Origin of the sequence: Mesorhizobium sp. LNHC221B00 (genome assembly GCF_000502935.1) — a bacterium.
GTDB lineage: Bacteria > Pseudomonadota > Alphaproteobacteria > Rhizobiales > Rhizobiaceae > Mesorhizobium > Mesorhizobium opportunistum.
Genome location: NZ_AYWR01000028.1, coordinates 1 through 26,386, shown reverse-complemented (window position 1 = coordinate 26,386; position 26,386 = coordinate 1). Strand labels below are relative to the sequence as shown.

General features: G+C 60.8%; 31 protein-coding genes. 17 read left to right on the top strand and 14 right to left on the bottom strand.

The annotated features are described in order from the left end of the window. Position 1: 1 nt before the first annotated feature. Genes X741_RS140790 through X741_RS140805 form a run of 4 tightly spaced genes read right to left on the bottom strand, consistent with a single transcriptional unit; the run spans position 2 to position 4,552 of the window. A complete protein-coding gene (locus X741_RS140790; protein ID WP_032928306.1) occupies positions 2–1,102 on the bottom strand; it encodes a glycosyltransferase family 4 protein in 1,101 nt (366 codons plus the stop codon). Further along, complete coding sequence (locus tag X741_RS140795; RefSeq protein ID WP_023780174.1) at positions 1,087–2,379, bottom strand: TIGR04295 family B12-binding domain-containing radical SAM protein; 1,293 nt, start codon at positions 2,377–2,379, stop codon at positions 1,087–1,089. The genes X741_RS140790 and X741_RS140795 overlap by 16 nt, the downstream gene beginning before the upstream one ends. Continuing rightward, complete coding sequence (locus tag X741_RS140800; protein WP_023780173.1) at positions 2,376–3,449, bottom strand: NAD-dependent epimerase/dehydratase family protein; 1,074 nt, start codon at positions 3,447–3,449, stop codon at positions 2,376–2,378. The genes X741_RS140795 and X741_RS140800 overlap by 4 nt, the downstream gene beginning before the upstream one ends. Beyond that, positions 3,446–4,552 carry an SDR family NAD(P)-dependent oxidoreductase gene (locus X741_RS140805; protein WP_031250526.1) on the bottom strand — a complete coding sequence of 369 codons (1,107 nt, stop codon included), beginning with the start codon at positions 4,550–4,552 and terminating at the stop codon, positions 3,446–3,448. Before X741_RS140805 ends, X741_RS140800 begins: the two co-directional genes overlap by 4 nt. A 219-nt stretch (positions 4,553–4,771) precedes the next feature. On the opposite strand from X741_RS140805, the gene X741_RS140810 reads away from it, so the two are divergent. Next, positions 4,772–5,044 carry a hypothetical protein gene (locus tag X741_RS140810; protein WP_023780171.1) on the top strand — a complete coding sequence of 91 codons (273 nt, stop codon included), beginning with the start codon at positions 4,772–4,774 and terminating at the stop codon, positions 5,042–5,044. A gap of 221 nt (positions 5,045–5,265) precedes the next feature. Here the strand turns inward: X741_RS140810 and X741_RS140815 are convergent, their stop codons facing one another. Continuing rightward, positions 5,266–5,856 carry a response regulator gene (locus X741_RS140815; protein WP_023780170.1) on the bottom strand — a complete coding sequence of 197 codons (591 nt, stop codon included), beginning with the start codon at positions 5,854–5,856 and terminating at the stop codon, positions 5,266–5,268. A 300-nt stretch (positions 5,857–6,156) separates the two neighbouring features. Between X741_RS140815 and X741_RS140820 the strand changes: the two genes are divergently transcribed. Both X741_RS140820 and X741_RS140825 read left to right on the top strand, forming a co-directional pair. Then, a complete protein-coding gene (locus X741_RS140820) occupies positions 6,157–9,297 on the top strand; it encodes a CheR family methyltransferase (protein ID WP_023780169.1) in 3,141 nt (1,046 codons plus the stop codon). Next, entirely contained in the window at positions 9,294–9,671 is a 378-nt protein-coding gene (locus X741_RS140825) for a response regulator (RefSeq protein WP_023780168.1), read from the top strand. The genes X741_RS140820 and X741_RS140825 overlap by 4 nt, the downstream gene beginning before the upstream one ends. Positions 9,672–10,102: 431 nt before the next feature. On the opposite strand, the gene X741_RS140830 is transcribed toward X741_RS140825, so the two are convergent. Together X741_RS140830 and X741_RS140835 are read right to left on the bottom strand one after the other, a co-directional pair. Beyond that, the gene (locus tag X741_RS140830) at positions 10,103–11,281 is read right to left on the bottom strand and encodes a zinc-dependent alcohol dehydrogenase (protein ID WP_031250524.1); all 1,179 of its coding nucleotides are present in this window, start codon (positions 11,279–11,281) and stop codon (positions 10,103–10,105) included. A 99-nt stretch (positions 11,282–11,380) separates the two neighbouring features. Next, positions 11,381–12,166: an SDR family NAD(P)-dependent oxidoreductase gene (locus tag X741_RS140835; RefSeq protein WP_023780165.1), complete on the bottom strand. Its 786-nt coding sequence runs from the start codon at positions 12,164–12,166 to the stop codon at positions 11,381–11,383. 421 nt (positions 12,167–12,587) lie between these two features. Here X741_RS140835 and X741_RS140840 point away from each other — a divergent pair, with 421 nt between their 5' ends. Beyond that, positions 12,588–12,884: a hypothetical protein gene (locus X741_RS140840; protein WP_023780164.1), complete on the top strand. Its 297-nt coding sequence runs from the start codon at positions 12,588–12,590 to the stop codon at positions 12,882–12,884. Then, on the top strand, positions 12,881–13,099 hold the full coding sequence (locus X741_RS140845) for a hypothetical protein (RefSeq protein ID WP_031250521.1): 219 nt from the start codon (positions 12,881–12,883) through the stop codon (positions 13,097–13,099). Before X741_RS140840 ends, X741_RS140845 begins: the two co-directional genes overlap by 4 nt. A gap of 84 nt (positions 13,100–13,183) precedes the next feature. Here the strand turns inward: X741_RS140845 and X741_RS140850 are convergent, their stop codons facing one another. Then, positions 13,184–15,484, bottom strand: a complete 2,301-nt coding sequence (locus tag X741_RS140850; RefSeq protein ID WP_023780162.1) for an FdhF/YdeP family oxidoreductase — start codon at positions 15,482–15,484, stop codon at positions 13,184–13,186. A 214-nt stretch (positions 15,485–15,698) separates the two neighbouring features. On the opposite strand from X741_RS140850, the gene X741_RS140855 reads away from it, so the two are divergent. From X741_RS140855 to X741_RS140880, 6 genes are all read left to right on the top strand, one after another. Further along, positions 15,699–15,914: a hypothetical protein gene (locus X741_RS140855; RefSeq protein WP_023780161.1), complete on the top strand. Its 216-nt coding sequence runs from the start codon at positions 15,699–15,701 to the stop codon at positions 15,912–15,914. A 45-nt stretch (positions 15,915–15,959) separates the two neighbouring features. Beyond that, positions 15,960–16,181 carry a hypothetical protein gene (locus X741_RS140860; RefSeq protein WP_023780160.1) on the top strand — a complete coding sequence of 74 codons (222 nt, stop codon included), beginning with the start codon at positions 15,960–15,962 and terminating at the stop codon, positions 16,179–16,181. A gap of 332 nt (positions 16,182–16,513) precedes the next feature. Next, positions 16,514–17,050, top strand: coding sequence for a hypothetical protein (locus X741_RS140865; protein ID WP_245272792.1), 537 nt, complete (start codon positions 16,514–16,516; stop codon positions 17,048–17,050). Beyond that, a complete protein-coding gene (locus tag X741_RS140870; RefSeq protein ID WP_023780158.1) occupies positions 17,047–18,267 on the top strand; it encodes an Nramp family divalent metal transporter in 1,221 nt (406 codons plus the stop codon). Before X741_RS140865 ends, X741_RS140870 begins: the two co-directional genes overlap by 4 nt. After that, positions 18,267–18,626 carry a hypothetical protein gene (locus X741_RS140875; protein ID WP_023780157.1) on the top strand — a complete coding sequence of 120 codons (360 nt, stop codon included), beginning with the start codon at positions 18,267–18,269 and terminating at the stop codon, positions 18,624–18,626. Before X741_RS140870 ends, X741_RS140875 begins: the two co-directional genes overlap by 1 nt. Positions 18,627–18,628: 2 nt before the next feature. Beyond that, positions 18,629–18,961 (top strand): hypothetical protein, encoded by a 333-nt coding sequence (locus X741_RS140880; RefSeq protein WP_023768153.1) that lies wholly within the window; start codon positions 18,629–18,631, stop codon positions 18,959–18,961. A gap of 29 nt (positions 18,962–18,990) precedes the next feature. On the opposite strand, the gene X741_RS140885 is transcribed toward X741_RS140880, so the two are convergent. The 3 genes from X741_RS140885 to X741_RS140890 form a co-directional block, all read right to left on the bottom strand. Further along, positions 18,991–19,317, bottom strand: a complete 327-nt coding sequence (locus X741_RS140885; protein WP_023780156.1) for a hypothetical protein — start codon at positions 19,315–19,317, stop codon at positions 18,991–18,993. 73 nt (positions 19,318–19,390) lie between these two features. Beyond that, positions 19,391–19,771, bottom strand: a complete 381-nt coding sequence (locus tag X741_RS0135925) for a DUF982 domain-containing protein (RefSeq protein ID WP_245272791.1) — start codon at positions 19,769–19,771, stop codon at positions 19,391–19,393. A 53-nt stretch (positions 19,772–19,824) separates the two neighbouring features. Beyond that, positions 19,825–20,442 carry a GNAT family N-acetyltransferase gene (locus tag X741_RS140890; protein WP_245272790.1) on the bottom strand — a complete coding sequence of 206 codons (618 nt, stop codon included), beginning with the start codon at positions 20,440–20,442 and terminating at the stop codon, positions 19,825–19,827. Positions 20,443–20,494: 52 nt separating this feature from the next. Here X741_RS140890 and X741_RS140895 point away from each other — a divergent pair, with 52 nt between their 5' ends. The 5 genes from X741_RS140895 to X741_RS140910 all read left to right on the top strand — a co-directional run bounded on the left by X741_RS140895 (position 20,495) and on the right by X741_RS140910 (position 23,999). Then, entirely contained in the window at positions 20,495–21,235 is a 741-nt protein-coding gene (locus X741_RS140895; protein ID WP_031250516.1) for a DUF4142 domain-containing protein, read from the top strand. 22 nt (positions 21,236–21,257) lie between these two features. Next, on the top strand, positions 21,258–21,860 hold the full coding sequence (locus tag X741_RS140900) for a general stress protein (RefSeq protein ID WP_023780152.1): 603 nt from the start codon (positions 21,258–21,260) through the stop codon (positions 21,858–21,860). Between the two features lie 129 nt (positions 21,861–21,989). Beyond that, positions 21,990–22,187: a hypothetical protein gene (locus X741_RS0135920; protein ID WP_031250514.1), complete on the top strand. Its 198-nt coding sequence runs from the start codon at positions 21,990–21,992 to the stop codon at positions 22,185–22,187. A 263-nt stretch (positions 22,188–22,450) separates the two neighbouring features. Further along, positions 22,451–23,260 (top strand): nucleotidyltransferase family protein, encoded by an 810-nt coding sequence (locus X741_RS140905; protein ID WP_023768160.1) that lies wholly within the window; start codon positions 22,451–22,453, stop codon positions 23,258–23,260. Continuing rightward, positions 23,253–23,999 carry a metallophosphoesterase gene (locus X741_RS140910; protein ID WP_023780150.1) on the top strand — a complete coding sequence of 249 codons (747 nt, stop codon included), beginning with the start codon at positions 23,253–23,255 and terminating at the stop codon, positions 23,997–23,999. The genes X741_RS140905 and X741_RS140910 overlap by 8 nt, the downstream gene beginning before the upstream one ends. Positions 24,000–24,034: 35 nt before the next feature. On the opposite strand, the gene X741_RS140915 is transcribed toward X741_RS140910, so the two are convergent. From X741_RS140915 to X741_RS140925, 3 genes are all read right to left on the bottom strand, one after another. Continuing rightward, complete coding sequence (locus X741_RS140915; RefSeq protein ID WP_023780149.1) at positions 24,035–24,220, bottom strand: hypothetical protein; 186 nt, start codon at positions 24,218–24,220, stop codon at positions 24,035–24,037. A gap of 130 nt (positions 24,221–24,350) precedes the next feature. Continuing rightward, a complete protein-coding gene (locus X741_RS140920; RefSeq protein ID WP_023780148.1) occupies positions 24,351–24,869 on the bottom strand; it encodes a ferritin-like domain-containing protein in 519 nt (172 codons plus the stop codon). Positions 24,870–25,193: 324 nt separating this feature from the next. Continuing rightward, positions 25,194–25,487 (bottom strand): DUF1236 domain-containing protein, encoded by a 294-nt coding sequence (locus X741_RS140925; protein ID WP_031250513.1) that lies wholly within the window; start codon positions 25,485–25,487, stop codon positions 25,194–25,196. A 179-nt stretch (positions 25,488–25,666) separates the two neighbouring features. Between X741_RS140925 and X741_RS140930 the strand changes: the two genes are divergently transcribed. After that, complete coding sequence (locus X741_RS140930) at positions 25,667–26,098, top strand: hypothetical protein (RefSeq protein WP_023780146.1); 432 nt, start codon at positions 25,667–25,669, stop codon at positions 26,096–26,098. Positions 26,099–26,386: the final 288 nt, after the last annotated feature.

Here is a 26,386-nt window from a genome sequence, read left to right as displayed (position 1 = left end):
TTCAGCGCTCCGCCATCGCCAGGGCCGCTTTGTCATAGACGCCGCGCATGGCCGCCGCCTGCTTGGCCAGACTAAACCTGCGGCTGCGTCGGATGGCCGCCTGGCCGAGCTCTCGCCTGAGCGCAGCATCACTCGAGAGGTGATTGAGGCAGGCAGCGAGATCGTGCGGATCGCGTGCATCAAAGAACATCGCGGCCTCGCCCCACAATTCGCGATAGGTTGCGATATCGGAAAGCACCAGGGGCGTAGCCGACATGGCCGCTTCCAGCGCGGCCAGGCCGAATGGCTCGTAGATTGATGGCGATACGAAAATGCCCGCGCGCGCCATCAACGAGCGCACCTCGTCGGAGGGCACTGCTCCGAGAGGAACAGCATGGCTGAAGCTGACATGGTCGCCGTTCGGGCCGTGCATCGAACCGGCGGCGAAGACCGGCCATCGCGTCAGCGAAGCCGCCTGGTCGACCACCGCCGCATTCTTGCCCTCGTCCCACCAGCGGGCGGCGGCAAAGACGAGCGGTTGGCGTTTTTCGGTCTTCGGCACCGGACGGGCACCGTTTCCGACCACCGTCAGGCGCGCGATCGGGCCATAGCATGTCTCGAGCATGTCGGCATGGCTGCGGCTCGGCGCGATGACTGCGTCGGCCCGATCCATGCCGCGCCTGTTGCGCTCCTTCTGCCAGGCCCATGCGCTGTCCAACGCCTGTCCTCTGACGGCATGGAACCATGTCGTCACGCAGGAATGGGAGACCACCACGACCGGGCACGGCGCGTGGAATCCCGCTGCCTGCGTCGGCGCGTTGAAATGGACAAGGTCGATCGCGTGGTCGCGCATCGGCGCATGCAGCTCCCGCGGCAGCGCGTCGAGATCACCGCCATCGCGGGTCATCCAATCCGGCGGCGTGTTCAGCCAGATCAGCGTGGTGAAAGCCTCTGCCTCGTCGGCCTGCTGCCTGGACGGCGGTGGACCGAGGCCGGCAAGCACCACGCTATCGCCGCCGTTGACAAGTTCGCTGGCCAGGTCAAGCGCATAGCGCCAGACGCCGCCCACGGCATCGACCGTCATCAGGATGCGCCGCGAGCGCGGCGTCAATGTCCGCAACATGTCGCCTCCAGTTCTGCCAGCGGACGCGGGCGCCTTTCCTGGATGTCGCTGAACTTCTGGAATGATGCGAGATAGTGATCATGGGCGCGCTCCCAGGCGAGGTCGTCAGGTTCGCCCCAAAGCTCGCGATAGCTGGGCGAACTCGGATATGGATAAAGCGGCACGGGTTCATTGGCCCACACGCCATTGTCGATCAGGTGGGTTCGCCAGTGGTCGACCAGGGCAGGATCATCCTCGACCACGCCGATCAGATTGGCCTGGACGAAGGGAACGTGGCGTCTGGCATTGACGAGCAGCGCGGCGAGTTCCTCGGTGCCCAGCCGGCAACGCTTCGCCAGCATGGCCCGGCCTTCCACCGTCAGGCTTTCGAGGCCGGCTTCGATGGAGACGCAGCCGGCCGCGCCCAGCAATTCCAGCAGTTCGGGCTTCCACAGGTCGATGCGGGTCTGCACGCCGAATTTCACGTCGCGATCGATCAACGCTTCCAGCAGGGCTTTTTGCGGCAGGAAGATTTCATCGATGAAGTAGATGTAGCCGACACCCTGGGCAATCAGCCGATCGATTTCCGCGACCACCGCGTCGTGGTTTCGGCGGCGATAGGCATCGCGGAAATCCATCTTGGCGCAGAAGCTGCAATTGTAGGGGCAGCCGCGTGACGCTTCGACCTCCGCGCCGAACCCAGTCTGATTGTCATCGAACCGGTGATGATGGTGCGAATGGGCTGCGATCCAATCCGATGGCCATTCTAGTGGCGGATGGTCGACAAACGAACTCGCGTGGATGCCGCCGTTCGAAACCACCTCGGCATCCCGCAGATAAGCGGTCGATGGTATCGTGCTCCAATCGTCGTACCGGGCAAGCTGCTCGACGACTTCTTCGCATTCGCCGCGCACGACGATGTCGACGCCGAGCTTGCGCAAGGTTGGCGCCGGCGTGGCCGAGCCATGCGGCCCGACCGCGACCGTGCGTCCGCCGCGCCCGTCGAGGCGATTGAGGAAATCGGCCGGCACGCGCAACTCCGGCGGCGCGCAGCGCCAGAACAGATAAGTGGGCGCGGTGCTGACGACCGTCATTGCCGGCGCGAAATCAGCCACGCGGTCGCAGAGGCTGGAATTGTCGAGCTTCTGCAACTGCCCATCCAGCATCAGCACCTCATGCCCGGCTTTTTCGAGCACGGATTTCGAATAGCCGAGTTCCAGCGGCAGATGGGGTTGGCGGCAGCCGAAGTAGATGCTGTCGTCATACGTCCAGAACGGGTTCACCAGGGTGATCTTCATGCGACGTACCTCACGGCTTCGGGGCGAGGCTCGAGCCGGTGGCGTTGCAGCCAGTCCGCGAGATCGCGAATGCCTTCGCGCCATGAAATATGGGCTTTCCAGCCGAGCGTGGCTTTGATTTTACGGGTGTCGGCGACGAAGAAGGGCTGGTCGCCGGTGCGTTCGCCATCATGGCGGATCGAAAGCTCATGGCCGGTCAGGTTACGGATTTCGCTCAACAACATGCGCAGGCTGAGCGCATTTTCCGGGCCGCCGCCAAGATTGAATGCCTGGCCCTTGATCGTGTCGATGCGGTCGAGAACGGCCCTGTAGGCGGCGACCGCATCGGCGACATGCAGGATGTCGCGCACTTGTCTGCCGTCGCCGTAAATGGTGATTGGACGTCCCGTGAGCGCACTCAGCAGGAAGTGCGCGACCCAGCCCTGGTCCTCGGTTCCGAACTGGCGCGGTCCATAGATACAGCTCATCCGCAGCACCGCCGTCGGCAAGCCGTAGGATTTGGCGTAGTCGAGCACATACTGGTCGGCAGCGCCTTTGGAGCAGCCATAGGGCGTGCAGAAATCCAGGCCGCGCGTCTCGTCGATGCCATTCGCTTGAATGAGGCCGTCGCAAGGCAGGTAACGATCTCCATCCTTGCGAACCGCGACGTCGGGAAGGCTGCCATACACCTTGTTGGTGCTGGCGAAGACCACCGGGACAGCCCCACCGCTTAGCCGTGCCGCCTCCAGCACATTGAACGTTCCCCGAAGGTTGATGTCGAAATCCTCTCCCGGCTGGACCAGGCTTGTGGTGACGGCGGTCTGCGCGGCCAGATGGAAGATTGCCTTTGAATGCGTCAAGACACGCGCCAGGGCGTTGGCGTCCCGCACGTCGATGGTCTCCACCGTGAGGCGACTGCCGTGTTTCTGCGCCAGCCATTCAAGGTTCTGCTCGACGCCCGGACGGCTGAGATTGTCGATCACCAGCACTGGCTCGCCGTCCGACAACAGGCTGTCGGCCAGGTTCGATCCTATGAAGCCGCTGCCGCCGACGATGGCGACCGGCGCGTCGCGTCCATTGCGTGTGTTCATGATACCAGCCCGCGTTCTTCAAGTTCGCGTTTCATGTCGGCGCCGCGGTCGACGGCGGACGTGTTGCGCACCCAGGAGACGAAATCGCCGAGCGAATTCTCCAGTTGCCGCACTGGCTCGAAACCGAGCAGTTCGCGGGCCTTGGAAATATCGGCGAAGCAGTTGCGGATATCGCCAGAGCGGGCTTTGCCGAGCAGCTCTGGCGAACGCTTCGGCGTTCCCATGGCTTCGGCCAGCATTCGCGCTACGTCGCTGATTGCATAGGCTCGGCCGCTGCCGATGTTGATGACGTGACCTTTTGCCTGGCGTTGCTGCAGAGCAAGGCGAAAGGCGCGGGCGACGTCCTGCACATGGACGAAATCGCGCTTTTGTTCGCCATCCTCGAAGATCATTGGCCGTTGGCCGTTGGCGAGACGCGAAGCGAAGTTGGCCAGCACGCCGGTATAGGGATTCGACAACGCCTGACCGGCACCGAAGACGTTGAACAGGCGCAGCGCGACCGCATCGATGCCATAGGCTTCGCCGAAGATCAGCACGGCGCGTTCCTGGGCGTATTTTGTCAGCGCATAGATAGAGGCGAGATCGACCGGCTTTTCTTCGTCGGTGGGCAGCGGCGAGAGGGGTTCTCCCTGTGGCGACAGCGGGTTCCATTGCCCGCTCCTGATGTCGCTCGCCTTGCGCCGGGCATTGTCGACACGCCGGCCATCCGGTGTGGCGTAGAGGCCCTCGCCATAGACGCTCATCGAAGAGGCGACGACAATGCGTTCGACCGGGTGTTTGATCAGCGCCTCCAGCAGCGTCGCGGTGCCGAGGTCGTTGGTGCCGACATAGCGCGCGATCTCGTACATTGACTGTCCGACGCCGACTTCCGCCGCCAAATGAATGACCGCATCGACGCCTTCCAACGCCTTGGCGACTGCCTCCCGGTCGCGGACGTCGCCCTTGATTAGCTCGGCCCCGGCGGGAAGCGCGACCGCCTCTCCTGCATGCACCTGCTCCAGCAGCGCATCGAGGATGCGAACCGAATGATCCTGCTCGATCAGTTCCTGGGCGACATGCCTGCCGATGAAGCCACAGCCTCCCGTAACCAATATGCGTTTCACGATGACTCCTCAGACAAGTAACCTTGGCGCCCCGAACTTTTCGGCAAAAGGTTTGTTCCCTGCGCTTCAACAAAGTTCCTTTGGCCCGGCTGCGTTCGAAACGCGGCACATCGGGATCAGGGCGCGGTGCCGGAACATTGCTGCCCTTGTGCTGTTAGGGCGCCCGACAGGACTGCGCTGTCCGAGGTTGGCAACGCCGACGATCAAAGGAGTTTTTCAATGTCCCAGTCGCAAACGACCACCAATCACGACGAAATCCGCAAATGGGCCGAGGAGAGGGATGGGCGGCCGGCCGTGGTGCGCACCAAAGGCGAGGGCGGCATTCTGCGGATCGACTTCGGCGACCCCGAGGAAGCATTCGAGCCCATCGAATGGGACGAGTTCTTTCGGATATTCGACGAGAACGATCTGGCCTTTCTCTATCAAGCCAAGACCGGCGACGGACAAGCCAGCCGTTTCAACAAGTTCGTCGAGCGCAATCAGAAGCGCTGATGCCGCACGTCCAGTGGGCTCATTTGCCTGAACTGAATCTCAGGTAAATTTCTTCAGATGCGGTGGAACAATTGAGAGCCCAGTTGCTTCGGCCGCTGAACCAGGGCCGCGACGATTGACCAGGACCGGCGAGCTTTTAGCGGTAGGAATTACACCGGCCAGTTTACGGCGCGGTGGGCGATCGCGGCGGGCCTTGGCTGAACTTCCGTTGGAGGGGCAAACTAATGCATGAGTTTTGCGCCGCGGGTTTTAGCCACCTCTCGCATGATCCCGTTGAGCCAGTTTTCGGTGGACTGTCCAAGCTGTCTGCGATCGACATCCCGGATCGCCTGCTCGAGCGTCTTTTCGACGAGCCGGTCGGACGCATCGACATCTCCCAGCAAGAGACGCGCCGCAAGTCGCAGTTTGGGCAAAAGCGCGAACACGTCGTCGGAGGTGTCCAGCATGGGGCCGGGCCGCCCGGGTGCCTGCGGAAAGAGGGCATTGAAAACGGCCTGGTTTCCTGAGGACTTCCGCAAATTGCTGGCGTAGCGCAGATGATCGGGAATGGCGATGTGGTTGTCACCACTGAAGAATACGAAAGGCACTCCGCGGCGCATCAGTTCGTCCGCTATCGGAAACACCCTGCTGCCGTTGAGGTTGACATCGAGGATCGCGGCTTCAGCCGCCTCGGTGTGTTTGGAAGCCTGTTCCACGGTCGCTGCAGGCCCAAGAACGATAGCGCCCATATTGCTGAAGAACCGTGCAAGATCTCCGGCAATCGTCCATTCGTCTTCGACAATCAGGATACGCAGCCCGCGCAGATCGCGCACGTCGTCATCCTTTCCTCAAACGGAGTTTAGGCTGCTCCGAATTTTCTTCCAGAGTTCGGTCGTCCAAGGCGGCCTGCAATCGTTTCGCAAGCACCAGAATGCGATCCGGGACGGGCCCTGCGTCGGAGCAGCCTGGTGGTTCTGAAGCCCTAGACACCGTTGGGGCGAGGAGCCTTATATCAGAAGAGCGTTTTGTCATTGAGCCCGCCATGGATACGGCGCTCAACGTCATTGGGGGCGACTTGTTCCATCCTATTTGCGCGCTATATGGTTATGTCCTGTCTGATCCGACCTTTGAGGATGTCGGACCAGGCGAAAGGGGGACGTGCCGTGACAGCCCAGCCGAAAAGGTTTCCCATCGTCGGCGTCGGCGCGTCCGCGGGTGGCATCCCCGCGATGGAGGGTTTGTTCAAAGGCGTGACCAGCCAGCCTGGCATGGCTTTCGTCATCATCACGCATCTCAGCCCCAAGCGGGAAAGCCTGTTGCACGAGGTCATCAGCCGCTACACCGAAATGTCAGTGATGGTGGCCGAGGACGGGATGGCCGTTGAACTCGACCACGTCTATGTGATGCCGCAAAACGTGACATTGGCCATTGAAAAGGGTGTGCTGCGCCTGCGCCGGCCCAATGGACTTACGCAGCAGCGAAAGCCGATCGATATATTTTTCAGCGCACTGGCTGAAGACCAAGCCGAATATGCCGTTGGCGTTATACTGTCCGGCGGCGACTCCGATGGAACATTGGGCGCCAAAGCGATCAAGGAGCGGGGTGGGTTTACCGTCGCGCAAGCGGCGGACGGCTACGGGCCGCGCAATCCCGATATGCCGCAGAGCGCCATTGCCAGCGGGCTCGTCGACGTCGCCGTGCCCGCCGAGGAGATCGGTGCGAAGCTGGAAGCTTTCGCCCGCGGCTTCGACACGCTGGACGGGCTGGCGGACGAAGATGGCGACCATACGGCCGACATCGATAAGGTGCGAGAACAGATATACGGGATCTTGCGCAGCCACTCCGGCCACGATTTCTCGGGCTACAAGACCAAGACATTCCTGCGCCGTGTGAAGCGGCGCATGCAGATCGCCCAGGTCCATTCCATCAGCGCCTATATCGACTGGCTGAAGAAGGATGCTCGCGAGGTAATGAACCTGTTTCGCGACCTCTTGATCAATGTCACCAACTTCTTTCGCGATCCCGATGCGTTCGAATTGCTCGAGCGAAAGATCATACCGCAACTTTTCGAAGGCAAGACCGCCAGCGATACCGTCAGGGTCTGGGTTCCTGGCTGCGCCACCGGCGAGGAGGTGTTCTCCATTGGCATTCTGCTGCGTGAACACATGGGGACGCTGACGGCCGTTCCGCGCGTCCAGATATTCGCCACCGACATAGACGAGCCGGCGCTGGCGGTGGCGCGGGCGGCACGCTATCCGGAAGCCTTGCTGCAAGGTCTTTCTCCGGAACGCAAACAACGGTTTTTCAACGGCGATGGCGAAAGCTACATCATCAGCAATGAGATCCGTGAACTGTGCATCTTCTCGCCGCACAGCGTCATTCGCGATCCACCCTTCTCACGGATGGACCTGGTTTCCTGCCGCAATCTGCTGATTTACTTCGGCCCGACCATCCAAAACCGTGTCATCCCTGTCTTCCACTACGCGCTGAAGCCCGGCGGCTATCTTTTCCTCGGCACCTCTGAAAGCGTCGGGCAGCACGACAATCTGTTCGCAACCGTCGACAAGAAACACCGGATATTCCAGGCGCGGGAGCATGCCTCGCCGCACATCAGACTGCCGGGCCTGATCGGGGAAAGCCATTCCAATGTCTTTCCACCCGAAAGCGCTGGCACGAAGAAGGGGCTTGTCGGCTATCCCCTACGGCAGGCGGTAGAAGCGCAGGTGCTGGAACGGTTCGCGCCACCGCACGTCCTGGTCAACGCCGAGGGCGATGTCGTCTACTATTCGGGCAGGACCGGAAGATATCTCGAGGCGCCGCAGGGAATCCCCAGCCGGCAGTTGCTGACGATGGCACGGCGTGGGCTGCGGCTGGACCTGCGCGCTGCTTTGCGCGAAGCGACGACAACGCGCCGCACAGTGGTGCGGGAAAACCTCGCCGTGGAGGAAGATGACGAACGGGTTCAGCCGATCAGGCTGACGATCGAGCCGCTCGCCGAACGCGGCAATGGCGAACCCCTTTACCTTGTTCTCTTCGAGCCGTCCGGCCCGACGCTGGCCCGCTCTGACGAAGAAGGCGGCAGCCATGACAGCGATAATACCGCCGATCTTGAGCGGGAACTGCGCGATACCAGGGAACGCCTGCAATCGACTATCGAGGAATACGAGACCGCGCTCGAAGAAGTGAAGTCCTCGAACGAGGAGCTCGTCTCCGTCAATGAGGAGGCGCAATCGACCAATGAGGAACTTGAAGCCTCAAAGGAGGAGATGCAGTCGCTCAACGAAGAGCTCAACACGATCAACGCCGAATTGACGGCCAAGATTGAAGAGCTCGATCATGCCAATGGCGACCTGCGCAATCTGTTCGAAAGCACGGACATCGCGACCATTTTCCTCGATCGGAACCTTGTGGTCCGCACCTTCACGCCGGCGGCGTCATCCTTTTTCAGCCTGCGCCCCTCCGATGTCGGCCGGCCGCTGACGGATCTGTCGAGCCAGCTCGACTATCCCGAGTTGAAGCAGCATATCGACAAGGTGTTCGAGACGGGCGAGGTCCTGAACCACCACCTTGCGCGCGATGCCAGGGGCCTTTTTCATATGGTCCGCATCAATCCTTACCGGGACAAGGGCAACCGAATCCAGGGCGTGGTGGTGACCCTTGTCGATGTCACCACGCTGGCACAGGCGGAAGAGCATCAGCAGGTGCTCATCTCGGAACTCAACCATCGGGTCAAGAACATGCTGGCGGTAATTGCCAGCATTGCCAGCCGCACGCGGGAAAGTTCCTCTACAAAGGATGATTTCGCCGATGCGTTGATCGGCCGCCTGCATGCCATGTCGCGGGCCTATGGGCTGCTGACCCGGGAGAGGTGGAAGGAAGCCTCTGTTAGGGAACTACTCCAGCAGGAACTCGAACCTTTCGGCATCGAGCGCATCGAACTTCACGGCGAGGATGTAAAACTTGGCCCGCAACAGGGGCTTTCCCTCAGTATGGCCGTCCATGAACTGGCCACCAACGCCGCCAAATACGGCGCTTTGTCAAAAGCCGACGGCAAGGTCGACGTGCAGTGGTCGATCGAGCACGACAGTTTCACGTTTGGCTGGCGAGAGAAGGACGGGCCTGCCGTCAAAGCGCCCTCGAACAACGGCTTTGGTCTGACCCTGCTGCAGGGAGAGATCGGTTACAGGCTCGGCGGCCACGTCGAGACTGCTTTTGAAAGGGACGGTCTCAGCGTTCACCTGGCTTTTCCGGCCAACGGCAAGGAGACATCGTGAGCAAGGGCGCACGCGTTCTGGTCGTCGAGGACGAATGGCTGATCGCGGAAGAAACTGCGTCTCGCTTGCGGATGGCGAACTATCAGGTGGTTGGCCCGGTTTCGTCGGTTGCCGCGGCGCTTGGGCTCGTCGATGCGAACCAGGTCGACTTAGCGTTGCTGGACATTCAATTGAACGGCGAAACGAGCCTGCCGGTCGCGGAAAAGCTGCTGGCTCGCGGCACCCCCTTCGCGTTCATGACCGGATTTGGGCCGCGTGACGTTCCCGGGCCCTTCCGAAACTGCAAATTTATCCCCAAACCGGCGAGCGAAGCTGACCTTCTCACCGCCGTGGCTGACTTGGCATCGGTTCGCGGAGGCGGGAAACCGTCATGATTTCAGGCGGCCGACTCGCCGCGCTCAATCCAGCGGCTTATCGGTAGGCCGAGGCGTGGTGCTCGCCTGACGTGGCCGTCCCGTGTTTCGATTGGCCACAGGATTGTCCAGTGGAGCACTCGATGGTCGGGATGCACCGGCGGTCTTTGGCGCCAGCGGTTTTGCGCCGGCGTCGGTAGCGTTGGCATCCCGCCGCGGGTGCGGCAGGCCACCGACGTTCGGAGTTCGGACGCCGGGCTTGGATGTGGAATTCTCGTTGCTCATGACAGCCTCTTTCCTTGCAGTGGCAGAGTGCGGCGCTCTCGCCGCCGTGGATTTGTTCTGCAGTCAACCACCGCCACTGCCGAAAGTTCCGGAACCGCCGGTAGCGGTGATTCCCACCTGTGGCAGCGGACTTGCGCAAGGCAGATCCGGTGAAGGATGCCGACACCTCAGCCGTGTGGCCGCATCACCACTTTGATGCAGCCGTCCTGCTTGTCGCGGAAGGTCTTGTAGAGATCAGGGCCGGCTTCGAGGTCGGCCTTGTGCGTGATCACGAAGGATGGATCGATCTCGCCGTTCTGGACCTTGGCCAGAAGCGGCTCGAGATAACGTTGCGTATGGGTTTGACCCATCCTGAAAGTCAGGCCCTTGTTCATCGCCGCACCGAAAGGGATATGGTCGACAAGACCAATGTAGACGCCGGGAACCGAAACGGTGCCGCCCTTGCGGCAGCAATAGATTGCCTCGCGCAACACATGCGGCCTGTCGGTGCCGAGGTAGACGGCAGCCTTGACCTTGTCGAGCATGGCGTCGGCACTCGCGCCGGGATCGGACTCGGTGCCGACGCAGTCGATGCAGCGATCCGGGCCGCGGCCATCGGTCATCGCCATAAGGGCGTCATAAATGTCGGAATTGCTGAAATCGAGTGTCTCGGCCTTGCCATGCTCGCGCGCCATGGCCAGTCGTTCCGGAACCTTGTCGATCGCGATGACGCGTCCGGCGCCGAGCATCCACGCACTCTGGATGGCGAACTGGCCGACCGGGCCGCAGCCCCAGATGGCGACGGTATCGCCGGGCTCGATGCCCGCGTTCTCGGCCGCCATATAGCCGGTCGGAAAAATGTCGGATAGGAACAGCACTTGCTCGTCGTCAATCCCGTCCGGCACCTTGATCGGGCCGACGTCGGCGAAGGGCACGCGCAGATATTCAGCCTGTCCGCCCCAATAGCCGCCGACGAGGTGCGAATAGCCAAACAGGCCGGCCGGCGACTGTCCCATCACTTCCGCCGCCTGTTTGGCGTTGGGATTGGACCGGTCGCAAAGCGAGAACAGCCCGCGCGTGCAGAACCAGCACTCGCCGCAAGAGATATTGAACGGCACCACGATCCGGTCGCCCTTCTTGAACTTGGAATGGCCGCGACCGACGTCCACCACCTCGCCCATGGTCTCGTGGCCGAGCACGTCGCCGGATTCCATGGTCGGCATGTAGCCGTTCATCAAATGCAAATCCGAGCCGCATATGGCGCAGCAGGTGACCTTGATGATGACGTCACGATCATCCTTGATGGCGGGATCGGCGACCTGGTCGCATCGTATATCGCCTTTGCCGTGCCATGTGAGCGCCTTCATCATATGCTCCTGAGTTGGAAGAAGATCGACGGGCGGACGTCCCGTGCGAAGGTCGAATGCATTTCGGGAACGCAGTCGCCCCTCGGTGAAATCGAATGATCAATCCTTGGCGGCCGAACCCGGCTCGGCCATCTTGCGATGCTGTTCGGCCAGCGTGCCCGCCGGCGTGACTTGCGCGGCGGCAACCTGCAGCTTGTTCTTCCAGCCGCTGACGACTTGTTCCTCGCCCGCCATCATGGCTTCGTAGCCGGTCCTGGCCACGTCGGCCGGGTTGTCTTTCTCGTCGGTGCCGACCTTGGTGTCCATCATTTCGGCTCGTTCGAAGAACCGCGTCTGCGTGGCGCCGGGCATCAGCACCGTGACCGTGACGCCGGTGCCCTGCAGTTCATGGCGCAGTGCGATCGCGAAGGAGTCTATAAACGCCTTGGTGCCGTTGTAGACAGCCTGGAAAGTACCGGGCATGAAACCGGCGATCGATCCCGTAAACAGGATGCGTCCGCGCCCGCGCCGGGCCATCCTGGCGCCAAGTTCATGCGCCAGATAGACGGTTCCTGTGATGTTGGTGTCGATGATGCGGCGGACCTTTTTCCAGTCCTGATCGACGAACCCCTCGCCAAGCCCGCGTCCGGCATTGAGGAACAGAAGGTCGATGTCGCGATCGCCGATCCGGGAGATCAACTGGTCGGCACCCTCGACGGTCGCCAGATCGGCCTCGATGGCTTCGACCGTAACATTGTGCGAAGCGAGTGCCTCGGCGGCCTGCTGGATCGCGGGTTCATCGGCGGCTATGATGAGATTGTAGCCGTCCTTTGCGCATAGTTTGGCTAGTTCCTTGCCGATGCCGCTGGAGGCCCCGGTCACCACAGCCAATTTTGCGATTGCCATTGTGTCCTCCGATTTTCGTCCTCGCCGAACCACCGGCGGCCGCGAATGTTCCGTGACATCCTTATGCCTCGGACGGCTTACCGCGCCTGATCGTCACTCAGTTTGGGGGGCGTGCTCGGCGATTTCGTCGACCCGTCGGCACGCCAAGGATGGTGAGGGTCTCGCGCGCTTGTCGAAGTCGGTCCGCAATTAATTCTTTCAAGCTGGAACAAGCGAAGCTGATCCAAGTTCGACATCATGCGGCGTTGTTGTCCTCCCATCTCTGACGCTGCGCGATCGGGCCCGCCGCTGGCCTGATCAGCCCGCGCTGTTCCCTTTAGGGAGGCGCGGGCTTTGATGCTTCTGAGGGAATGCGTTTCTCGATCAAAGGCGGGAACATCCTGCCGGTCCGGAAGTTCGGCGCGGAGGAGAAAAAGCAGAGATGCAATACGCGGAAGAAATCGCGCTCAGGCGCGTTAAGATGCTGGTCGAACAATACGTTCTCGCCAGAAGCAAGCGATATGATTTCGTCTCGACCGAGTTGGCCTGCAAGGCCATTCGCAAAGTGGTCCAGAGCCCGATCGAGGACATCGCCTTAGACCATTTGCTGGCCGAATTTGCTGTTAAACAGGGGCTTTCGGTGCGGTTCGACCGAATAGGTCATTTGCCAGCTGCTTCGCCCGAACTCCCAGCTGCTTCGTCCGAACTCCCCGAACTCAATGAAGGAGAATTGGCATGAGAGCAGCGTTGTTAGCATCCTTGGCGTTGCTCTTTTTGGCGGGGTGCAACAACAACGCCGATCCGGTCAAATCCAAGACGGACAATGTCAATAGCCAGCCGGTTGACAAAAATCCGACGACGGACACCAATCCCACGCCACAGACCACCACCGGCGGAGACCAGCAGGGCACGCAGCCAGCCCAGCCGGCGTCGCCCAAACCGAGCGGGGGCTAAACTGGCGACTGCTGCTTGTCCAACTGCCATGACGCCGACGAGATTTTAACCGCGCACGTCTTTGCCGCTTGAGAGACTTTGGTCTCAGCCAAGAATTCTTACGGGAACGGACTTGACGGCCGGCACGTGGGCTTTCTTGGCGCGATGCCACAGCGGCACCAAAGGATTGAGCTCCGGATAATAGCCGGCACAGTTGCCCTGAGGCACGGAATAGGGTGTCACGCGCAAGCCGCGCACGCGTCGTTCGACACCGTCATCGGCATGCGTTTCGAGATCGACTTGTTGCCCCGCGGTCAATCCGAACCGCTGGATGTCGGCCTCGTTCATCAGCAGCACCATGCGTGTGCCGTGAATGCCGCGCAGCCTGTCATTGTAGCCGTAGACGGTCGTGTTGAACTGGTCGTTGGAACGCACGGTGATCAGCGTCAGCACATTGCGGCCCGAGACATCGATATCGGGGTTTGTTTCCAGCGTCGTCGGCAGCTTGAAATTGGCCTTCTTGTTCGGCGTTTCCCAGATTCTTTTCGAGGCCTTGATATCGCGGTGAAAGCCTCCGGGTGTCAGGAACCGTTTGTTGAACTGGCGAAAATGCTGCGGAAAACAGCGCTCGATCTCGTCGCGAATGAGAGAATAGTCGGCAATCCACTTGTCCCAGGGGATCGAGCTCATGCCTGGCACGGTAGCCTTGGCAAGCTCGGCGACGATTTTCGGTTCCGAAAGCAGGTTTGCCGAAGCTGGCGGGCGCGATCCAAACGAACCATGGATGCAGGCGGTCGAATCCTCCATGGAAACGGTCTGGTCGCCGCTGGCCTGCCGATCTCTTTCCAGCCGGGACAGGCAGGGCAACAGATATGTCACTGCCCCGGGGAAGAGATGACTGCGGTTGAGCTTGGTGGCGATCTCGACATGCAGGCGAAGTCCCCGCCAGGCTTTTTCGACCAGGCCGGTTTCCGGCACGGCGCGGACGAAATTGCCACCCAGTCCGACAAAGCCTTTCACCGAGCCGGCGATGACGCCTTCGCAGGTCTCGACCGTATCCAGCCCCTTCTCGCGCGGCGGTTCGAAGGCGTAAAATTCCGAGAATTTGTCGAGTGGGACGAGTTCGGGCTTCTCGGATATGCCGACGGTGCGTTGGCCTTGGACGTTGGAATGACCCCGCAGGGGTGAAATGCCGGCGCCGGGTTTCCCCATGTTGCCGCGCATCAGCAAGAGGTTGCACAACATCTGCACGTTCTCGGTGCCATGCCTGTGCTGCGTCAGACCCATGCCGTAGTTGCCGATCACCGCGTTGGACCGACTGTAGACCTCTCCGACACGCTCCAGGTCCGGCCGCGCGATGCCCGATCGGGTGACGATGTCATCCCACTTGGCCGCGCGCAGATAGGCCTCGAATTCGGCAAAGCCGTGCGTATGCTCGGCGAGGAACTCGACATCGAGGACACGTGAATTTCCCTGTTCGCGGGCCGCGTCATCAAGAGCGAGCACGGCCTTGGCGATGCCGGTCAGGGCGGCGATATCGCCGCCGCTGCGGACCTGGAAGAAGTCGCTGGACATCTTGGTGCCAGGCCCTGGCGATAGCATGTCAACGGGATCCTGCGGATTCTTGAAGCGCTTGAGCCCTCGCTCCGGCAAGGGGTTGAAAGTGAACACCGGTACATTGCGTTCACGAGCCTCCTGCAGCGGGTGCAACAGGCGCGGCGCCGTCACGCCGGTGTTGTGGCCGAAGAAGAACATCATGTCGCATTGGGCAAAGTCTTCGAGTTGCACGGTCCCGACCGGCGAACCGATCGATTCGGGAAGGCCGACCGAAGTCGATTCGTGACACATGTTGGAAGAATCGGGCAGATTGGACGAACCGTAGATGCGCGCGAAAAGCTGATATAGGAACGAAGCCTCCAGCGAGGCCCGGCCGGATGTATAAAAGACGACTGACTTCGGATCGAGGCGCCGAAGTTCCATGCCGATCTCGGTAAAGGCTTCGTCCCACGAAATCGGCTCATAGCGGTCGGTAACCGGATTGTAGCGCAGCGGATCCGTCAGCCTGCCTTGCTTCTCCAGATCGCGATCCGGCCAATCCAGCAGCTCGGTGACCGAATGCCGGGCAAAGAAATCGGGGCCGCAACGCAGCTTCGTCTGATCCCACATGGTCGCCTTGGCGCCATTTTCGCAAAACTCGAAGGGCCGCGGCTCGGCCGGCTTGGCCCACGAGCAGGAAACGCACATGTAGCCGTCCGCCTTGTTCTGCTTGAGCAGGGTGCTCCAAATTCCCGACATCAGCAGGCCCTCGCCATACGCCTTGCGGATCAGGGAGGACAGGGATCCCCAGCCGCCCGTCGGATGGTCGTATTTCTTGATTTCGACATGATCGGTAACGGCGGGTTTCATGGCAGGTGGTCCTCGCGAATGCATACCAAACCGCGCCGATCGTTGATTGTTCCCCCTAGCCAGCGAAGACAATGTCGCTGGCACGATCGCGGCCGCGCTCAATCCGGACCTAGCCAGTAGCTTGGGCTGGCACCAGCGAAAGCCGATCACGCAAACCCAGCGGCTTGTGGAACTATTTTCATCATTGGCTGTTCGGCACGCAAGGAGCCGGACGATGGTGCGACGCAACCAAATTATCTCGCTTGTGGTGGCCGCGATCATCATCGCCGGCATCCTTATTGGAGCCCGTTTCCTCGATATGGGCTGGCACACCTCGCCGTTGAAACGGGCGCCAGAGCAGAATCAAGGCGGCAACGCCCCTGCCGATACTTCGCCGGCTGCCGGCGTTCAGAAAAATCCCAAGGAAAACACCGAAATGCCGGGACAGTGATCGAGAACGCGTTCTTGAGTTGACCCCAAACAGGCCAAAGGCGTCATGGGTATCCTTTCCGATCTCGACAAGAAACTGACGGACAATCTGTATGAACATGGCAGCCAGTTCACCGATGCGGTGGCGGATCTGCCGCGGGAGGCCGTGGAAACCGTCGACCGGCTGATGCCTTTCATCCAGCCTGAAGCGCGCGAGACAGTCAAAAGCCAGATTCTCGGCCTGATCCACGAATACAAGATCGAAGCTTCCGACCGCGGGGCCGAGTAGGATCGCCGGCCCGAATTACCCGTTCTGGTCTATCGCATGAGGCGCAGGCTGGCTCCCCACACCGTTGCTCGCCTCACGGCTGCCAAACCACAACCAGGCCGCGATGACCACGACTGCCACGATCGCTATCCAGGCTATGAGACGAGGCATTGCGATTCCTCCATGCCGGCCAGTCCGTTCGCACCGATGCGGCGAGCAGGGGGGTGGAGCCGGCTCGCCTCCTCCTAATCCAGCAAGCGATCCTTTGTTCCGCTTGCATTGCTTTCTGTCTTAGCCGGCTGGAACCTGTCGCGGTCTCATGTGCTTTGCATCCATGCCGTCGGATCGGGGCCTTGCGTCGACGGGCACGCGCTCTAGATCAACTTACCTCGAACATTTCTTCGTTCGGCTCAGGGGAGGCTGTTCTCGTGGCGTACCAAACGCCGGCTTTAACCTTCGGTGGCCGTCATTTCAGGCTGGTTTGTTCGTGCCTTGTGCTGTTCTTGGGCGCCTCGGCGGGATGCTCGTCTTCCGATCAGGTCGAACAGCAATCACGAACGGCGGCGTCATCTGCGCAGACCGTGTCGATGACGCTTGAAGCCTGGATGGCAGGGGCGGCGCCGTCCGCATACACGGCCGGCACACTGCGATCGATCAGCAGGACGCTGGCCGATGCCGAGGCGCAGATCCGATCAACCGGCACGGCTGAACCCGCCGAGCAAGCTGCCTTGACGGCAGCGGTCAAGGATTTGTCGGTCGCCGTGGCCCGCGCCCAGGCGGGATTGCAGGCCGGCAACCGGACTGAGGTCCAAAATGCGCAGCAGGATCTTCGGCTGGCTTCGCGCTCGCTGAGCACGGCCTATGCCAGATATTTCGCGCCGAAGTCATGAAGAAGCTCGTGGAAATATCGCTCGGCGTCGTTACCAGCGTTGGCGGCTTCCTCGAAGTTGGATCGATGGCGACGGCGGCGCAGGCAGGCGCGACTTTCGGTTTCCAGCTGATCTGGGCGGTGGTTCTCGGCACCATCTGCATCATCTTTCTGGTGGAAATGGCCGGCCGTTTCGCGGCCGTGAGCCAGCACACGATCTCCGACGGCATCCGCGAAAGGTTTGGCTTCAATGTCTTTCTGTGGCCGCTGCTTGCCGCCTTGCTGGTCAATTTCATGGTGCTTTCCGCCGAGATCGGCGGCGCTGCCATTGCACTCGAACTTGCCACCGGCATCGGCTTCCAGTGGTGGGCGCTGCCGGTGGCTTTCCTGGCATGGCTGCTGCTCTGGAAAGGAACGTTCGGCTTCATCGAGAAAGGCGTATCGATCCTCGGCCTGGTGACGCTGTGTTTCGTCGTCGGCGCGGTGATGCTGAAACCCGATTGGACAGCGGTCGCTGCTGCCGCCGTGCCTTCGCTGCCGGCCCACGATGCCGCCAACTACTGGTTCATGGCGGTCAGCATTCTCGGCGCCTCCATATCGCCCTACCTGTTCATGTTCTATTCCTCCGGGGCTATCGAGGATCAATGGGACAAGAGCTATCTCGGGGCCAATCGGGCCATAGCGGGACTGGGGATGAGCTTCGGCGGCACCATTTCGATCGGCGTGCTGATCGTGGCCGCTCTCGTGCTGGCGACGCACGGCATCGACCAGGTGGACGACTATCACCAGTTGCCATTGATGCTGATCCCGATATTCGGCTTCTGGGGTTTCGTTCTGTTCGTGGCCTCTCTCGCCATTGCCTGCTTCGGTGCTGCCCTCGAGGTCGGACTGCAGCAGGCTTACCTGGTCGCCCAAGGTTTCGGCTGGAATTGGGGCGAGGATCTCAAGCCGCGCGACGATCCGGGCTTCAGCGCCGTCTACACGGTGTCATTGTTGCTTGCCGCCATCCCCATCACGCTTGGCCTCGATCCCCTGAGGCTCACCATCTTCTCGATGGCGCTGACGGCGGCCAGCCTGCCGCTGACGGTGGTTCCATTCCTGTTTCTGCTGAACGACGAACGCTATGTCGGCGAGCATCGAAACGGAATTATCTCGAATGCCGCGGTCATCTTCATCATCGCGCTTGGCTTCGTGCTGGCCGTGGTGACCATCCCGCTGCAGATATTCGGAGGCACATGATGAAGTTGCTGCGTGATCTCCTGGACAAGCAGGTGGTCGACCGCGAGCAGGTCAAGATCGGCAAGGTCGACGGCCTGGTGGCGGAGCTGCGGCCGGGCAAACCGCCTAGGATTGTTGCGATCGAACTCGGCTCCATCACCTTGGCGCGTCGCCTTGGAGCACGGCCTGGGCGATGGATGGCGCAACTCGCGGCAAAGCTGGGTGGCAAGCGGCATGGTGAGCCGCATCGGATCGACTGGCACAAGGTCAGGGATATTGGCGTCGATATCGAATTCGACATCGATGTGCGCGAGACATCGATTTTCGCCTGGCAGGACTCGTTGCGCGATCACGTCATCGGACGCATTCCGGGAGCCTGATAATGACCACCGTCAATCTCGAGCATCTGGCGGGACGAAGCGTACGCTCGCAGCGGGGCAAGAACATCGGCTACATCGAGGAGATTCGCGCCGAGCGGGATGGCGACGATTTCGTTGTCACCGAATTCCATGTCGGCGTCTACGCTGCGTTCGAGCGTCTTTCGGCGTCGGCCATAGGCGTGGCGATGCTGGATCTTTTTCGGCTGCGTCGCCGCGACGGCCTATACCGCATTCCCTGGGACAAGCTCGACATCTCCGACCCGACGCGGCCGCGGCTGCTGTGTCCGATGACCGAACTCTCAGGCATGAAGAGCGCACCCGATCTCGAGGAATAGACAGTCGCACTGCATCGTCGTGAACACTTTCAGTGCAACATGCTTGCCGCCAAAAAAACCGCGGCTGCTATCAAGACGACAGCCGCGATCACCAAGAGCGGCCAGTTACTGTGAGGCCGCAGCTCTGGTTCGCTCTCGACCGGCCGCATCGCATTCGCGAAGCTGGCATCGTTTTCGAATTTTGGGCGCGAGCGTGGCGGACTTGTCTTGGAAGTCGGGTTTTGGGTGTCAGCCGCCTCGGCATCGGTCTCCAGCGGGGCAATGGCGGGATCGAATCCCGGCGTTTTGTCCCGCGTCGCTCCCGCCTGAATCTCGCCTCTGCCGGAAGCGGGGGTAGGATTTGACACCTTGGCCATAGTCTCTCTTTCAGGTCGGACTCTGCCAGACTTGCAGGTGCCGGCGAAGCCTGGGCGTGCTGGCCGCCAACGGCTAAATCTGGTCGCCGAGCAGAATGCGGGCGTCCTTGGCCGCAACGATAAAGGCCTGTCGTGCGACCCTGGGAGGCTTTTCGCCTCGCATCACGGCAAGGCATGCCCTGATCGCGGCAAGACGCCTTTCGGATTTTGGCTTTGGCCAGTCCCGCAACAGCACTTCGGCCGCATCGGACACCGAAACCACAACCCTGTCCCGGTCTATGCGGCCAGGCTGAATGACAATCGGCTTTCTGAAATGTCCCGTACGCACATGCCTCTCCAGGGAATGCACTCTATTCGCTGCAATCTGCCCATCGCTGCCAGCCCCTATCGCTGCAAGACTGCCCGTTGTGATGCGCCGCTTTAACTCCGCAATCGTCGATTTGTTCCAGAGCACCTGGCGTTTTGCAGTTAGCCGATGGCCATCCCATGCGCGCCCTGTCCCAATACTTACAGCAGGTCCTTGCGAAGGAAGATGCGTGCATGCCCTGGAATTGCGAACTCCACTTTGCCGAATTCCTCAAACCCGTGCCGCATGTAGAAGAGCGGTGCCTGGAAACTGCTCGTCTCCACGACGGCTTTTTTGCAGCCCCGTCTGATGGCTTCCTCCTCGATCGCGCCGAGAAGCTGCGATCCGAAGGATCGGCCACGCAATTGCTCGGGCAGGAAGAACATGTCGAGAAACAGGAGCCCGAGTTCCGTTCTGCCCCAAAGTCCGCCCCAGACCTTTCCTGAGGTGTCACGAAGCTCCGCTCCGATGGCAGCCCGGTCATCGATCCCGGTCCGTGCAATGTTGTGTTGATAAAGCGCCTCGGCGGCCCGTGTCCGCGCATCCCCACTGTAGGCTAGAGCGGTTGTAAATCCCTCGGGTCGAGATGGCATGCGTTCTCCTCCTGTCTCGGGATGACGCATGTCGCCCAAAAGTGAGGAGAACGACATGCATGGACACCCAATGCGCTTCCCTTGAATCCGTTTCGACGCGACGTGCTTCAGGCAGAGATTGAGGGCCGAGATCGTGGTGTTGACGGGTGCGCCGGCATGTCGTCTCGGCATCGGAACAAAGCGCATTTTGGCTTGTTAGGAGGTATCGCAAATTCGCGCACCGACAGGGACAAAGCCAATGAAAACACGACACCTTCTCGCATCGCTCACAGTCGCTTCCATTGTTTTCGCAATGCCCGCCTTCGCTGCCGACAGCGCCCAGGACTTCGTCGACAAGGCTGCGGTCGGCGGCAAGTTCGAAGTCGACTCGAGCCAGCTTGCGCTGAACAAGGTCCAGGACCAGAGCATCAAGGATTTCGCACAGATGATGATCCGCGATCACGGCGCGGCCAACACCAAGCTGCAGGCGGTCGCCGGCGAACAGAAATTAAAAGTGCCGGCGGCGCTCGATGCCCAGCACCAAGCCGATCTGGACAAGCTCAAGAATGGGCAGGCACCGATCGATCCAGCCTATGTCGACATGCAGCGCAAAGCGCATGACGAAGCCGTCAAGCTGTTCGAGGATTATGCCAGCAAGGGTGACAACCCGGCTCTGAAAACGTTTGCCCAGCAAACGGTCGATACGTTGAAGATGCACCGGCAGATGATCGAAAAGATTGCTGCCCGGCAAGATTCCATCACCGGAGCGACAACTCCGGCGGTGAAGACCGACAACACGCCCAACGCCGCCGCCCTCGTCCCCGGCGCAAACAGCTTCACCGAAGCCCAGGCCAAGAGCCGCATCGAGGGTGCGGGCTACACCAACGTATCGAAGCTTGCCAAGGACGACCAAGGGATCTGGCGTGGGCAGGCAACCAAGGCAGGTGAAAGCCTCGCCGTCGGCCTGGACTATCAGGGCAACGTCGTCGCCAGCAAGTGAGCACGGGATCAGGAGAAATCAGATGAAAACGGTAACTGGATTGTTCGACAACTATGACGATGCGGCCGACGCGGTCCGCGAACTGGAAGCCACGGGCGTCCCGCATGCGAACATCAGCATCGTCGCTAACAATTCGGACGACTGGTACGATGCCGACCGTTCGGAGGCTGCCGAGGATGCCGGGGCAGGCGCGGGAATTGGAGCCGTGATCGGCGGTGCCGGCGGATTGCTGACAGGGCTGGGGGTCATGGCCATTCCGGGCATAGGACCTGTGGTCGCGGCGGGGTGGCTCGCCGCCACCGCGACCGGTGTCGTTGCCGGGGCGGTAGCCGGCGGCGCGGTCGGAGGCATTTTCGGCGGTTTGACGGGGGCCGGGGTGCCTGAAAAGGACGCACACGTATACGCAGAGGGCGTACGCCGCGGCGGCACGTTGGTTACGGCCAGAGTGGACGATGAACTCGTTGCTAACGCCGAGGAGATTCTGGGACAATCCAGATCCGTCGACCTTGCCGAACGTCGCAGGGCTTACGAGGCTGGCGGTTGGACCGGCTTCGACGCCAGTGCCGGCGAATATATCCCTGACGAGACCGATCGCGACAGCGCTCGGGCGATCAATCGGCCCTGATCGGGGAGGGGTGGCCGCGTCTACCGAGGACGAGGCTTCACGAAGTGTTACTGCTGGGAACATTCAGCCTTCAATTTCCTTAGACTCCCGAGGCACTTGTCGCCTCGTTGAACAGTAAGGAGAAGAAGAATGCCTAACCAAGGTGGTAGTCACGAGCAGCATGTGAAGGCGGGCCAGCAGAGCCACAAGAACATGGAAAACAAAGGTCGCCAGCAGCAGCAGGCAGCTGGCGGCAATCAGCGGCAGCAGGGCGATGGGGCCGGCACCCGCGGCGGTACGCATGAACAACATGTCAAAGCCGGCCAACAAAGCCATAAGAACCGCTAGCGGTAGGCACTGCCGCAAGCCCACCCCGAGCGGGTGGGCTTTATCCTATTTCTGTGACGGTCTCGGCGAACCGTTGCAGCCGAATCGCAAAGCGTAGCGAGGCCCGACGCCGCGTTACGCCGAAGCGACGATCAAGCGCCAGCCGAATTCCCGATATTGAACGAGCTGAAAATTCCGCCGCTCCCGGTACTGCGGAACCAGGTGGTGTTCATGTTGTTACTCAACGAGCGACTGCCGCTTGTCCGGATTCGGAGTCATCGTTCATGACCAATGATCCATTGCCTGAAAACGTTCTGGTTTCGCTTCCCAGGATCGACCCAAAGGCGGCGCCGACACTCAAGAACGCGGAGGCGGAGGTGTTCTACACGGAAGCAATCCACGAGCTTACCGCCACGGACATTCCGTTTCTGGTCGCGGGAACCTACGCGGTCAGCGCCTATACGGGCGTCATGCGGCAGACCAAGGACCTCGATATCTTCTGTAAGGCTGGCGACTATGCCCGGATCCTCGCCCATTTCAAGCAGCTTGGATATGCCGTCGAGATCGAAGATGACCGGTGGCTTGGCAAGGTGTTCAAGGGGACGCATTTCTTCGACGTCATATTCGGCTCGGCCAACGGCATGATGCCTGTTGGCGACCAGTGGCTGGAACACGCCCGCCAAACCGAGCTGTTGGGCAGCCGGGTGAGGGTAATCGGCCCGACCGAGCTCATCTGGTCCAAATGCTTCATCCAGGACAGAGGGCGGCATGATGGCGCCGACATAGCCCATACGATCCTCAAGGCTCATGACCAGGTCGATTGGCACCGGCTGCTTTCCTATCTGGAGGTTCACTGGGAGGTGCTGCTGATGCAGCTTCTCAATTTCAGATGGATCTATCCGAGCGAGCGCGACCATATTCCTGCCTGGCTGCTCGACGAGTTGCTCGACCGCCTCGCCAAGCAACGGCAGTTGCCACCTCCAAGGATGAAGATCTGCCGTGGGCGCTTGCTTTCGCAAACCGATTACGAGATCGACGTCAAGGAGTGGGGTTTTGCCGGCGTCGGCGGCGCGGGAGAATTTCGCGATGGTTGACGACATCAAGGATTCCACGGCGGACGGCGTACGCACGCTTAGAATTGCCGCGATCGGCGACCTGCATGTCAGCGAAGATGCCCAGGCGTCATACCGCGACCTTTTCAGCGAGATATCTCGCGAAGCCGATGTTCTGGTTCTCACGGGAGACCTCACCAATCTCGGCAAGCCGCGTGAAGCGGAGCTGCTGGCGGAGGATTTGCGCAACTGCTCCATCCCGGTGGTGGGAGTGCTCGGCAATCACGACTATGAGTCCGGCGCAGTGGAAGATGTCACGAATATATTGCGCCAAGCGGAGGTTCGCCTTCTCGACGGGCAGGCGATCGAAATCGAGCAGGTCGGCTTTGTTGGCGTGAAGGGCTTTGTCGGCGGCTTCGGGGCGCGCATGCTCGGCTCCTTCGGCGAGCCGGCGATCAAGGCTATGGTCGCGGAAAGCGTGAACGAGGCGATGCAACTTGAAAATGCGATGCGCCAAGTGCGCGCGAAGCGCACGTTAGTGATCCTCCACTACGCGCCCATAGCTGATACCGTCGCGGGAGAGCCGCTGGAGATATTCCCATTCCTGGGCTCTTCACGGCTGGCCGAAACGATCGATCGGTTCAAGGTCAGCGCCGTCGTGCACGGGCATGCACATCGCGGTTCTTACGAAGGTCAGACGCCCGGCGGAGCGAAGGTCTACAACGTCGCCATGCATGTCGACAAGCCGAGTGGCCGACCCTATGCCTTGCTCGAAATCTGATGCCAACGGCATGCATCTCCGACTGACACCTGGATTCAGTCGGTCGCGTTGATCGACTTCGCCAACTCTTCTAGCTTCCTGGGGTCGTTGCCGTGACGACGCACCAGTTCGCGGGCCTGCCTGGATGGCAAATCGGTCGTCGCCGCCAGCTGTCGTACCTGCCGATCGTCGATGGCGACCTGCGGCAATGTGTGGTCGATATCGGCTGCCTTGTCTTTCATGATGGTTCTCCTCGATCTGCTGAGGCTCGTTTCTTTCTCGCGTTGGGGAGTCCTGACCCTTGACGGTGAGGCTTCGTGGCGGTGGGGCGCGAAAGTCGCCCCGGCGCTTTGGCACCGGAGCGATTTTCGGTCACGCAGCTTGCTCCAAGGCGCGTTCATTGACGCCGCCTTCACCCAGTCCGGAAAGCGCTTCGTCCGTCGCAACCTCTTCTTTCAACGTATCCTTGAGGAGCTTGACTATGTCACTTTTGCCAAGCTGTTCAGCCCACGCCACCAACGTGCCATAGCGCGCGATCTCATAGTGCTCGACGGCCTGTGCCGCGCCGACCAGTCCTGCATCCAGCGCTGGATCGCCCTTGTACTCGTCAAGGATTTCCGATCCTTCCTCGAGAATGCCATCGATCGCCGGGCAGGTCTTGCCGCGAGCCGGTTTGTCCATAAGCTCGAACACCTGCTCGAGGCGATCGACTTGGCCTTCGGTTTCGACGCGATGTTTTTCAAAGGCCGCGGCCACCTCCTCGGACTCAGCGCCCTTTGCCATCTTGGGCAAGGCTTTGAGTATTTTCTTTTCGGCGTAGTAGATGTCCTTCAGCCCATCGAGGAACAAGGCCTCCAGCCCTTTTGTCGTCGCTCTTTTTGCAGTCGCCATGGTTCTGTCTCCCTAGGTTGTCGTGAAAGCTCACCGGTGGTGTAGCCGTGGACTAACTATCCACGGAAGTGGTTGTTCCCTGCGCGCGACGCGGAAGGGCAGCACGTCAAAATCCGCCCGTCGAAATGGAGCTGATGTCAACGACCAATGGCGATCACGGGTGTGAGGTCGGCCGGCGAGGAGGCCGCAGAACAAAGGAATCGTTGCGCCACCCTGACTGTGTTCGAACTCCTGCGAAAAACAAATCATGGTCGCGAGGCAGAGCTTCGCGACCGTGATTTTGCATCCGAAATCACCTCCACCAGTCGGTGGAACCGCCAGGGTTCATTGAATGACTTTCACGATCTTACGCGTGTCCGGATCGACGAGGACCGTCTGGTTGTCGACCACCACGTAGCGGTATCGAACGTTGGGGACCTCGTGAAGTTCGACGGTGTCCGGCAACGTCGAACCCACATTGAGTTCGACGCCCGGTACTTTGACCGACGCAAGCGGCTGCTTCTTCACATATTCCTTGATAACGGTTTCCTGCTCCGGCTGGATCACCACATCCTGCGCGACAACTGCGCCGGCGCCCGCCAAAAACAGTGCGGCCGTTATTCCCATCAAGTATTTCATGACTGTCTCCATCGAATGTTCATCGGGGCCACGCGCGGCGGCAGGGTGCCGGCTGCGGGACCGTGCCCGAACCGCACAAACGGGCCATCGGTTCCAATGGGTGCGGTAAATATTAGCTGCGCGTGGAACAAACGCTTGAAAGGCCAGTTCGCTTCTCGAAGGAACAATAGGAGCAGGCCATGAAACATCAGACAATCGACCAGCTGCAAGCCGTCGCCAGGATCGAACTCTCGGCGCCGCATTCCGAAATGACACGACAGCAGCGCATCGCGCGTTGGGCTGAACTTCTCGAACAGACCCCCGAGCGATGCCTCGGCGCGTTGACAGGCACCGAACATTTGCACCCGGAAGCACGGGCCATGGCGCGCTGTGAAGGATCCGCGATTACAGTTGCCTTTGAAGATCCGATCCTGCGGGAATCGGGTCTGAAGGACGACACATATGGCGAGGCAAAGCGCTTCTTCGAATTGAGCGACTGGCAACTCCACGACATCGTCTGCGATTGCCACGTCGGCGCTACCATGAAAGCGCGCTGGGCCGGCGCCCGGGTGCGCGGGACGGTCGGTGGGGCTGGCTTTTTTGCCTGGCTGTGGCAACGGATAATGCACTGATCGCAAGGGATGGCAGCAAGCCGCCTCAGCGACCCGCTGCAGTCCCGAATGCAGGATCAGTTGTTTGTCCTAGCGGTAGAGTTGGTTGGGGGTCGCTCTCCCTGCGTTCCGCAAAGCCACGGTGACGGCCTGTAGCAATGTTAGAGCCGGAAGGTCGACCCAAGGTGCGTAGGGTGGTTCGCGCGCCTAAGAAGCATGACGCTGATCTCGTCCATGCGGCCGGCTTGGTCGGGATCGGCCATGGCAGCCGCCTCTTTCGGAATGGAAGGTGATGCGATACATTAGCAA